The sequence below is a fragment of the Streptomyces sp. NPDC001514 genome, assembly GCF_053597075.1.
The window spans coordinates 39517-50102 of the sequence record NZ_JBSFHO010000044.1 but is presented as its reverse complement, the minus strand read 5'-3'; the positions used below and the strand labels follow the sequence as shown (position 1 = coordinate 50102).

Annotated in this window: 10 protein-coding genes; 6 read left to right on the top strand and 4 right to left on the bottom strand. The window is 70.7% G+C overall.

Annotation, left to right across the window (positions count from 1 at the left end):
• The coding region (locus ACWCXB_RS33175) for a LysR family transcriptional regulator (protein ID WP_450727621.1) at positions 1 to 854 on the bottom strand (854 nt) is incomplete at its 3' end.
• A 95-nt stretch (positions 855 to 949) separates the two neighbouring features.
• Here ACWCXB_RS33175 and ACWCXB_RS33170 point away from each other — a divergent pair.
• The 5 genes from ACWCXB_RS33170 to melC2 all read left to right on the top strand — a co-directional run bounded on the left by ACWCXB_RS33170 (position 950) and on the right by melC2 (position 6135).
• Complete coding sequence (locus ACWCXB_RS33170; protein WP_450727619.1) at positions 950 to 1654, top strand: succinate dehydrogenase cytochrome b subunit; 705 nt, start codon at positions 950 to 952, stop codon at positions 1652 to 1654.
• Between the two features lies 1 nt (position 1655).
• A complete protein-coding gene (locus tag ACWCXB_RS33165; protein WP_450727617.1) occupies positions 1656 to 3602 on the top strand; it encodes a fumarate reductase/succinate dehydrogenase flavoprotein subunit in 1947 nt (648 codons plus the stop codon).
• Positions 3599 to 4354: a succinate dehydrogenase/fumarate reductase iron-sulfur subunit gene (locus ACWCXB_RS33160; protein WP_450727615.1), complete on the top strand. Its 756-nt coding sequence runs from the start codon at positions 3599 to 3601 to the stop codon at positions 4352 to 4354. Before ACWCXB_RS33165 ends, ACWCXB_RS33160 begins: the two co-directional genes overlap by 4 nt.
• Positions 4355 to 4852: 498 nt before the next feature.
• Entirely contained in the window at positions 4853 to 5290 is a 438-nt protein-coding gene (melC1, locus tag ACWCXB_RS33155) for an apotyrosinase chaperone MelC1 (protein ID WP_450727613.1), read from the top strand.
• Between the two features lie 17 nt (positions 5291 to 5307).
• Positions 5308 to 6135 (top strand): tyrosinase MelC2, encoded by an 828-nt coding sequence (gene melC2, locus ACWCXB_RS33150; protein ID WP_450727612.1) that lies wholly within the window; start codon positions 5308 to 5310, stop codon positions 6133 to 6135.
• Between the two features lie 4 nt (positions 6136 to 6139).
• Here melC2 and ACWCXB_RS33145 read toward each other — a convergent pair whose 3' ends face one another.
• Positions 6140 to 8491, bottom strand: a complete 2352-nt coding sequence (locus tag ACWCXB_RS33145; protein WP_450727610.1) for an ATP-binding cassette domain-containing protein — start codon at positions 8489 to 8491, stop codon at positions 6140 to 6142.
• A gap of 10 nt (positions 8492 to 8501) precedes the next feature.
• Positions 8502 to 9596: an MsnO8 family LLM class oxidoreductase gene (locus tag ACWCXB_RS33140; protein WP_450727608.1), complete on the bottom strand. Its 1095-nt coding sequence runs from the start codon at positions 9594 to 9596 to the stop codon at positions 8502 to 8504.
• Between the two features lie 60 nt (positions 9597 to 9656).
• Here ACWCXB_RS33140 and ACWCXB_RS33135 point away from each other — a divergent pair, with 60 nt between their 5' ends.
• On the top strand, positions 9657 to 10145 hold the full coding sequence (locus ACWCXB_RS33135) for a phosphatase domain-containing protein (RefSeq protein ID WP_450727606.1): 489 nt from the start codon (positions 9657 to 9659) through the stop codon (positions 10143 to 10145).
• Between the two features lie 144 nt (positions 10146 to 10289).
• Here ACWCXB_RS33135 and ACWCXB_RS33130 read toward each other — a convergent pair whose 3' ends face one another.
• Positions 10290 to 10502, bottom strand: coding sequence for a dodecin (locus ACWCXB_RS33130; RefSeq protein WP_450727624.1), 213 nt, complete (start codon positions 10500 to 10502; stop codon positions 10290 to 10292).
• Positions 10503 to 10586: the final 84 nt, after the last annotated feature.

Genomic DNA, 10586 nt, shown 5'->3' with positions numbered 1-10586 from the left:
TCGCGCGCCGCCCGCGGCGGAGCCACGTCGCTGCGGTGGGCCAGTGCGATCGTCCGTTGCAGCCCGGGCCGGGCCAGGGCCGTCACCCGAAGGTCCCGCCCCGCCCGCGCCGCCACCATCCGCGGCACCACCGCCACCCCCAGCCCCGCCCGCACGAACCCGAGCACCGCGTCCATCTCGCCTCCCTCCACCGTGAACGAGGGCTCGAAGCCCTCGGCCCGACATGCCGCCACCGTCAGCTCCCGCAGGTCGTACCCGTGCCGGAACATCACCAGCGGCACCCCCTGCAGATCCGCGATCCGCACGGCCCGCCGCGGAACCGGTGCCTCCGCACCCGCCGAGGACACCACCACGAGGTCCTCCTGCAGCAGCTCCACCGTCGTCAGCGCGGGCGCCGGCGCCGGGAGCGGCAGTACCACCAGCGCCAGATCCAGGGCGCCGCGCGCCAGTTCCCGTACGAGATCGTGCGAGCCACCCTCCTCGATCAGCAGCTCGATCCCCGGATGCAGATCGTGGAACGCGCGCAGCACATCAGGCAGCAGCCCGGTGCACACGCTCGGCGTCGCCCCGAGCCTGATCCGCCCGCGCCGCAGCTGCGCCAGCTCCTGCACCTCGTGACGGGCCGTGTCCGCGTCCGCCAGGATCCGCCGGGCCAGCGGCAGCAGCGCCTCGCCCGCGTCCGTGAGGGCGATATTGCCCCTCGCCCGGCTGAACAGCTCCGCCCCGAGCTCCTTCTCCAGCGCCCTGATCTGCTGCGACAGCGACGGCTGGGACACATGCACCCGCTCCGCGGCCCGTGTGAAGTGCCGGGTCTCGGCGACGGCCACGAAGTACTGAAGCTGCTGGAACTGCATGGCTCCACGATAGACCGTCGATAGGCAGAGCCTATCGAGATGAGCCGGACCATGTCTTGGACCTCTCGGCATCCCCGGCCCTAGCGTCTATGTCCATGGCTCTGGCAACGCGGACGGGCCGACGGCCGTCCATGACACGCACGCTCTGGGGATCGACCGTCGGCAAGAAGACGGTCATGGCCGTCAGCGGCCTGATCATGCTCGGCTATCTGGTCGTCCACATGATGGGCAACCTCAAGATCTTCTTCGGGCCGGACGAGTTCAACGCGTACGGCCGGTGGCTGCGCCACATGGGCGAGCCGTTCCTGCACAGCCACTGGGGCCTGTGGGCCGCGCGGATCGTGCTGCTCGCGGCCGTCGTGCTGCACGGCGTGTCCGCGTACCAGCTCAGTCGGCGGGACATCAGGGCCCGCCCCAGCAAGTACGTCCACAAGAGGCCCCGCGCGAGCTACGCCACCCGCACCATGCGCTGGGGCGGCATCATCCTCGGCCTCTTCGTCGTCTGGCATCTGCTGGACCTGACCACGCTCACCGTCAACGAGAACGCGCAGCACGGACGCCCGTACGAGAACGTCGTCGCGACCTTCTCCACCTGGTACGGCAACACCATCTACGTCACCGCGATGCTCGCCCTCGGCCTGCACGTCCGGCACGGCTTCTGGAGCGCCGCCCAGACCCTCGGCGTGGGCAACGCGACCCGCGACCGTGTCCTCAAGGCCGCCGCCAACCTCCTTGCGCTGGTGCTGACGGTGGGCTTCATCTCGGTACCCGTCGCCGTCATGACCGGAGTCGTGAGCTGACATGAACTACCTGAACCACGAGACCGGCGAGCCGATCGCCGACACCAAGGCGCCCGCCGGGCCCATCGCCGAACGCTGGGACCGCCGCCGCTTCGGGGCCAAGCTGGTCAACCCCGCCAACCGCCGCAAGCACACCGTCATCGTCGTGGGCACCGGCCTCGCGGGCGGATCGGCGGGCGCGACGCTCGCCGAACAGGGGTACCACGTCGTCCAGTTCTGCTATCAGGACTCCCCGCGCCGCGCCCACTCCATCGCCGCCCAGGGCGGCATCAACGCGGCCAAGAACTACCGCAACGACGGCGACTCCATCCACCGTCTCTTCTACGACACCGTCAAGGGTGGCGACTTCCGCGCCCGCGAGTCCAACGTCCACCGCCTCGCCCAGATCTCCGTCGAGATCATCGACCAGTGCGTCGCCCAGGGCGTGCCCTTCGCCCGCGAGTACGGCGGCCTCCTCGACACCCGATCCTTCGGCGGCGTCCAGGTCTCGCGTACCTTCTACGCCCGCGGGCAGACGGGCCAGCAGCTGCTCCTCGGCGCCTACCAGGCGCTGTCCCGGCAGATCGCCGCCGGCAACGTCGAGATGCATCCGCGTACGGAGATGCTCGACCTGATAGTCGTCGACGGACGGGCCCGCGGAATCGTCGCCCGCGATCTGATCACCGGGAAGATCGACACGTACTTCGCCGACGCGGTGGTCCTGGCCACCGGCGGCTACGGCAACGTCTTCTATCTGTCGACGAACGCCATGAACTCCAACGCCACCGCCATCTGGCGCGCCCATCGGCGCGGGGCGTACTTCGCCAACCCCTGCTTCACCCAGATCCACCCCACCTGCATCCCGCGCACCGGTGACCACCAGTCCAAGCTGACGCTGATGAGCGAGTCGCTCCGCAACGACGGGCGTATCTGGGTGCCGAAGGCGAAGGGCGACACACGCCCGGCCAACAAGATCCCCGAGGACGAGCGCGACTACTACCTGGAGCGCCTCTACCCCTCCTTCGGCAACCTCGTCCCGCGCGACATCGCCTCGCGAGCGGCGAAGAACGTCTGCGACGAGGGGCGGGGCGTCGGCCCCGGCGGCCAGGGCGTCTACCTGGACTTCGCCGACGCGATCCGGCGCATGGGCCGGGCGAAGGTCGAGGAGAAGTACGGCAACCTCTTCGACATGTACGAGCGGATCACCGCGGAGAACCCGTACGAGGTGCCGATGCGGATCTACCCCGCCGTGCACTACACGATGGGCGGCCTCTGGGTCGACTACGACCTCCAGACCACCGTCCCGGGGCTCTTCGCCATCGGTGAGGCCAACTTCTCCGACCACGGCGCCAACCGCCTGGGCGCGTCGGCGCTGATGCAGGGCCTCGCCGACGGCTACTTCGTCCTCCCGTCGACGATCAACGACTATCTCGCCCGCAACCCGCACCACGACGAGATCGACGGGAGCCACCCCGCCGTGACCGAGGTGCTCGCCGAGACCGAGGACCGGCTCAACGTGCTCCTCGCGGTCGACGGTGACCGCACGCCCGACTCCTTCCACCGTGAACTCGGAGAGCTGATGTGGGAGTTCTGCGGAATGGCTCGCACCGAGGAGGGCCTGCGCAAGGCGCTCGACCGGATCCCGCAGATCCGTGAGGAGTTCTGGCGCCGGATCAAGGTGCCCGGCACCGGCGAGGAGTTCAACCAGTCGCTGGAGAAGGCCAACCGGATCGTCGACTACCTGGAGCTCGCAGAGCTGATGTGCCTCGATGCGCTCAGCCGCAGAGAGTCCTGCGGCGGCCACTTCCGCGAGGAGTCGCAGACTCCGGACGGCGAGGCGGAGCGGAAGGACGAGGAGTTCTCGTACGTCGCCGCCTGGGAGTTCAACGGCACCGGCGAGGCGCCCGTCCTGCACAAGGAAGACCTGGTCTTCGAGTTCGTCCACCCCACCCAGCGGAGCTACGCATGAGGCTCAACCTCCGCGTCTGGCGTCAGAAGAACGCCGACGCCCCCGGCGCCATGGCCACCTACAAGGTCGACGGCATCTCCCAGGACATGTCGTTCCTGGAGATGCTCGACACCCTCAACGAGGAACTGATCCTGCGCGGCGAGGACCCCGTCGCCTTCGACCACGACTGCCGCGAGGGCATCTGCGGCGCCTGCTCGCTCGTCATCAACGGCGACGCCCACGGCCCCGAGCGCACCACCACCTGCCAGCTCCACATGCGGTCCTTCAAGGACGGCGACACCATCGACGTCGAGCCGTGGCGGGCCTCGGCCTTCCCGGTGGTGAAGGACCTGGTGGTGGACCGGTCGGCCTTCGACCGGATCATCCAGGCCGGCGGCTACATCTCCGTGCCGACCGGCTCCGCCCCCGAGGCGCACGCCACCCCGGTCCCCAAGGCCGACGCCGACTCCGCCTTCGAGCACGCCGAGTGCATCGGCTGCGGCGCGTGCGTCGCGGCCTGCCCCAACGGCTCGGCGATGCTCTTCACCTCGGCGAAGATCAACCACCTCAACGTGCTTCCGCAGGGCGCACCCGAGCGCGAGACCCGCGTGCTCGACATGGTCGCGGCGATGGACGAGGAGGGCTTCGGCGGCTGCACACTGACCGGTGAATGCGCGACGGCCTGCCCGAAGGGAATCCCGCTGCCGTCGATCGCGGCGATGAACAAGGAGTGGCTGCGGGCCGCCCGCAAGGTGGGCCAGGGGCCGTCCTGACCGAGGTGCGGAGCTCTCGGTCCCCGGACCGGTCACTCGAACGGACCTCGGGCCTGCACGACCAGACCACCCACCGGGCACTGCGTGCCCCGGCGGGCGAGTCTGCACCGTGGAGGTGCGTCGGTGCGCTCCGGTGAGCGGGCCGCCCACGAGGTCCTGGCCGCGAGTTGACCCCCTCCCGATCCGGCAGGTGCGTACGGCATATCTTCAGGACAGATTTCCCATGTGAGGGCGGGCACACCTTGCCCCGTGCACAGAAGATTCTTCACGAGAGTGACATATTCCGTGCAGGATCTTCGCCCTGTGGGCGGAGCGAGGGTGTGCGCAACAAGATCAACTTTGTTCAACGCTGCACTTCGTATGGCGACATGTCCGTATAGCAGCCAACCGGCACCCGGCAACTTCTTGTTGCCGGGTGCCGCCCTGTAGGCATGGCCACGGCGGTACCGACCGACCACCGGACCGCCGTCCCACCACAGCCACACCAGGGGGTTATGCATGTCCCGAATCACTCGCCGCCGAGCCATGGGAGCCGTCGCCGGCGCGGCCGCGGCATTCGCGGCCACCGGCGCAGCGAAGGCGTTACCGGCGGCGCGCGCCACCCCGGCCGCGGCCGTGTCCGCGTCGCCGGACGCCTTCGACGAGGTCTACCGGGGCCGCCGCATACAAGGAGCGCCCTCGCCCGGCGGCGACCACGGCGAAGACCACGGCGGCGGTCACGGCGGTCACGGCGGCCACGCCGGCCACCACGGAAGCCACGGCGGTGGCTGGACCGTGCGCATAGACGGCGAAGAGCTGCACGTCATGCGGAACGCCGACGGCACCTGGATCAGTGTCGTCAACCACTACGAGCCGCTCGCCACCCCCCGCGCCGTGGCCCGCGCGGCGGTCGTCGAACTCCAGGGCGCTGCCCTCGTCCCGCTCGCCCTCACCTGATCCGGAGCACCACCGCCATGACCGTACGCAAGAACCAGGCCCAGCTCACCGCGGACGAGAAGCGACGCTTCGTGAACGCGCTCCTCGCCCTCAAGAGCAGCGGCCGCTACGACGCCTTCGTCACCACCCACAACGGCTTCATCATGAGCGACACGGACAGCGGCGACCGCGTCGGTCACCGCTCGCCGTCGTTCCTTCCGTGGCACCGCAGATTCCTCATGAAGTTCGAGCAGGCGCTGCAGTCCGTGGATCCGTCCGTGGCCCTCCCGTACTGGGACTGGACCGCCGACCGCACCGCCGCCTCCTCGCTCTGGGCGGCCGACTTCCTCGGCGGCACCGGCCGCAGCCGGGACGGGCAGGTGATGGACGGCCCCTTCGCGGCCGTCTCCGGTGCCTGGACCGTCAACGTCCGTGTCGACGGGCGCAGTTACCTCCGGCGCGCCCTGGGTGCGGGCGGGCGCCCGCTGCCGACCAAGGCGGAGGTCGAATCGGTCCTGGCCATGTCCACGTACGACGCCCCGCCGTGGAACAGCGCGTCCGACGGCTTCCGCAACCACGTGGAGGGCTGGCGCGGGGTCAATCTCCACAACCGCGTCCATGTCTGGGTCGGCGGCCAGATGGCGACCGGAGTCTCCCCGAACGACCCTGTGTTCTGGCTGCACCACGCGTTCATCGACAGGCTCTGGGCCCAGTGGCAGGCACGCCATCCCGGCTCCACGTATCTGCCGGCGGCCGGCACGGCGAACGTCGTCGGCCTGCGGGACACGATGCGCCCGTGGAACGACGTGACCCCGGCCGACATGCTCGACCACACACCCCACTACACCTACGACACCGCCGCGTAGGACCTCAGACGCGGTCCTGGCCCAGGGACCTGGCGAGATACGGCGCGGTGCGGCTCCCGGCCGCCCGCGCCACCTGCGCCGGGGGACCCTCGGCCACGATCGTGCCGCCCTCGTCCCCGCCGCCCGGGCCCAGGTCGATCACCCAGTCCGCGTCCGCGACCACTTCCATGTCGTGCTCGACGACGACCACCGAGTGCCCGGCGTCGACCAGACCGTGCAACTGCCGCATCAGCACCTCGACATCGGCGGGATGCAGCCCGGTCGTCGGCTCGTCCAGCACGTAGAGGGTGTGGCCGCGACGCAGCCGCTGAAGCTCGGCTGCAAGCTTGATGCGCTGCGCCTCGCCGCCGGACAGCTCGGTCGCCGGCTGGCCGAGCCGCAGATAGCCGAGGCCGACATCGAGCAGCGCCCGCAGGCTCCGCAGCGCTGCCGGTGTGTCCGCGAAGACCTCGGCCGCGGCCTCCACGGTCAGATCCAGCACCTCGGCGATGTTCCGGCCGCCGTGGCGGACCTCGAGGGTCTGCGGGTTGTAGCGGGCGCCGTGGCAGTCCGGGCAGGGTGCGTACGTACTGGGCAGGAAGAGCAGTTCGACGGAGACGAACCCCTCACCCTGGCAGGTCTCGCACCGGCCGCCCGCCACATTGAAGGAGAACCGCCCCGCCTTGTAGCCGCGTGCCCGCGCCTCGTCGGTGGCGGTGAAGAGCTTGCGCACGACATCGAACAAACCCGTGTACGTCGCCAGGTTGGAGCGCGGTGTGCGGCCGATCGGACGCTGATCCACCGTCACCAGCCGCTCCACACCGGTGAGTTCCTCGGTGATCGACCCTACGAAGGTCGACTTGCCCGAACCCGACACGCCGGTGACGGCCGTGAACACCCCGAGCGGCAGCCGGGTGGTCAGGCCCCGCAGATTGTGCCGGGTGACCGGACCCAGCAGGAGCTGCCCCGACGGCACGCGCGTCTCCCGCGCGGGCGCCGGAGCCGCGTCGAAGAGGAAGCGGCGGGTCGCCGAATCCGCCACATCGGCGAGCCGCTCCGGCGGCCCGCTGTGCAGCACCTGCCCGCCGTGCTCGCCCGCCCGCGGCCCCACATCGACCAGCCAGTCCGCGTGCCGCACCACGTCCAGATGGTGTTCCACCACGAAGACCGTGTTGCCGCCCGCCTTCAGCCGGTCCAGGACGACCAACAGCGCCTCCGTGTCGGCGGGGTGCAGCCCGGCGGACGGCTCGTCGAGCACGTACACGACCCCGAAGAGACCGGACCGCAGCTGGGTGGCCAGCCGCAGCCGCTGCAGCTCACCGCTGGAGAGCGTCGGCGTGGCACGGTCCAGGCTCAGATAGCCGAGGCCCAGCTCGGTCACCGTGCCGATACGGGCCAGCAGATCCTCGGTCAGCACCCGGGCCGTCTCGTCGTCGCGGCCCTCCGCGCCCAGCGCCTCGGCGAGCGCGGTCAGCGGCAGCGCAGCCAGCTCGGCGATCGACCGCCCCGCGAACGTCACCGCGAGCGCCTCGGGCCGCAGCCTGCTGCCCCCGCACACCGGACACGGCGCACTGGTCAGAAAGCGCTCGGCCTTCGTGCGCAGCGTATGGCTCCTGGATTCGGCAAAGGTGTGCAGGACATAGCGCCGTGCGCTCATGTACGTGCCCTGGTACGGGCGCTGGATACGGCCCGCCTCACGCACCGGATGGACCGTCACCACCGGCTGCTCGTCCGTGAACAGGATCCAGTCGCGGTCCTTCTGCGCGAGTTCCCGCCACGGCCGGTCCACGTCGTACCCGAGCGTGTCCAGCACATCCCGCAGGTTCTTGCCCTGCCAGGCGCCCGGCCACGCGGCGATCGCGCCCTCCCGGATGGACAGCGAGGGATCAGGGACCAGCAGCTCCTCGCTGGTGCGGTGGATCCGCCCGAGGCCGTGGCACTCGGGACAGGCGCCGGCGGCCGTGTTCGGCGAGAACGCATCGGAGTCCAGCCGCTCGGCACCCTCCGGATAGTCACCGGCCCGCGAGAACAGCATCCGCAGCGAGTTCGACAGCGTCGTCACCGTACCGACGGACGACCGTGAGGTGGGCGATGAACGGCGCTGTTCCAGGGACACGGCCGGCGGCAGCCCGGTGATCTCGCCGACCTTCGGCGCCCCCACCTGGTGGATCAGCCGGCGCGCGTACGGCGCGACCGACTCGAAGTAGCGGCGCTGGGCCTCGGCGTAGATCGTGCCGAAGGCGAGCGAGGACTTGCCCGATCCGGACACTCCGGTGAAGACGGTCAGCGCGTCGCGCGGGATGTCGACGTCGACGTTCTTGAGATTGTGCTCGCGGGCGCCGCGGACGCGGACGTACGGATCGTGGGGGCCTTGCATACCGTGGATTCTAGGCAGCGGCCGGGACATCCCTGCTGGTCAGTCCCGCGAGTACGGCGAGGCGCCGGAACGAGTCGACCAGCCCGGCGCGGTCGTACGTGCTCGTCGTCACCAGCACCTCGTCCGCGCCGCTGTCCTTGATCACCGCTTCCAGGGCATCCGCAACCTGATCCTCCGTGCCGTGGATCTGGCCGCGCAGCCCGGACTCGTAGAACTCCCGCTCCTTCGCGGTCATCGTCCGCGCCTCGATCCGCCCGGCCGGTGCCAGCGGCGGGAACGTGCCGTGCGTACGGGCGTACGCCATCGCCCACGCCTCCGGGACCAGCAGCCGCCGGGCCTCTTCCTCGCTGCCCGCGACCGCGACCGTGCCCGCCACGACGACGTACGGCTCCGCGGCCCACGGCGACGGCCGGAACGCGACCCGATAGCGCTCGACAGCCCGCAGCAGCCGCTCCCGGCCCTTGAGGTCGCCGATCACCAGCGGCAGCCCGGCCGCGGCGGCGACCCCTGCGCCCTCGCCGGTCGCCAGCACGAACGGCGGCACCCGCAGCCCCTCGGCGGGGCGGGCGTGCACCTGCGGATGCGTCCCCTCGCTGTGCTCATCCGGGGGGCGACCCCCAGACCCCCGGCTGTGCTCATCCGGGGAGCGACCCCCAGACCCCCCGAAGTAGCCCAGCAGCTCGCGCAGCTGTCCCGCGAAGTCCTTCGCGTCGTCCTTGTCGCGCCCCAGCGCCCTGCGGACCCCGTCGGTGAAGCCGACCGAGCGGCCGAGCCCCATGTCGATCCGTCCCGGGAAGAGGGACTCCAGCACCCCGAACTGCTCTGCCACGACCAGCGGTTGGTGATTGGGCAGCATCACCCCGCCGGTGCCCACCCGGATGGTTGAGGTCGTGGCGGCCACCGCGGCCGCCAGCACCGTCGGTGCCGAGCTGGCCACTCCCGGCACCCCGTGATGCTCGGATACCCAGAAGCGGTGGAAGCCCAGCGCCTCCGCCTGCTGTGCCAGCCGGACGGTGTCGCGCAGCGCCTGCGGGCCGTCCTGCCCCTCACGGGTACGGGAGCGGTCGAGCACGGAGAACCGGGTCGAAGCGATCACTGAGCTCATACGGGGTTCAACAGACCGGGGCGGCGAGGATTCCCGCCGCGTCCGCCTAACCTTGGGGCCGTGCATCCGAGCAGCAGGCCGCTGGCCATATTCGACCTTGACGGGACCGTCGCCGAGACCGGCCACCGCCAGCACTACCTGGAGCGGAAGCCGCGCGACTGGGACGGCTTCTTCGCCGCCGCTCCCGACGACACACCGCTCGCCGATGGCGTACGGATGGCGGCCGAGGCGGCCGAGGAGTGCGAGGTGATGTACCTCACCGGCCGACCCGAGCGCTGTCGTGTGGCGACCGTGAAGTGGCTGGAGCAGCACGGGCTGCCCAGCGGGCGCATCTGGATGCGCCGCAACGACGACCGCCGCCCCGCCCGGACCACCAAACTGGAGATCCTGCGGCGCCTCGTCCGCTCCCGCGAGATCCGCATGCTCGTCGATGACGACGAACTCGTCTGCGATGCGGCCGAACGGGCGGGCTTCCGCGTCGTACGCGCCCGCTGGGCCAGTACGTCCCAGGCGATGAAGGACGCTCAGGGGCGCGAAGGCCGCACCTGACCGGGGGAGGGGCACCGGGAAGGCCCGGATCGGCGCCTGCACGGCCCTGACGGCGCCTGCACGGCCCGGAACGGCTCATGGGCGGCCCGGAACGGCGTCCGTGCCGCCCGTACGGCCGAACGGGTGAGGCCGGAAGCCCCTGCCCTACACGTCCTCCAGCCGGAAACCGACCTTCAGGCCGACCTGGTAGTGCTCGACCTCGCCGTCCAGGATGTTGCCGCGGATCTGCGTCACCTCGAACCAGTCGAGGCCCCTGAGGGTCTGTTTGGCGCGGGCGATGCCGTTGCGCAGGGCCTGGTCGATCCCCTCGTGCGAGGTGCCGACGATCTCGGTGACCCGATAGGTGTGGTGGGACATGGGGCCGAACTCCTCGTCGCTGTGCCGGTGGTTCCACTCCACGGTGCCCCACCCCAGGGCGGTGCGCGAGGCGTCGGGGGGTTG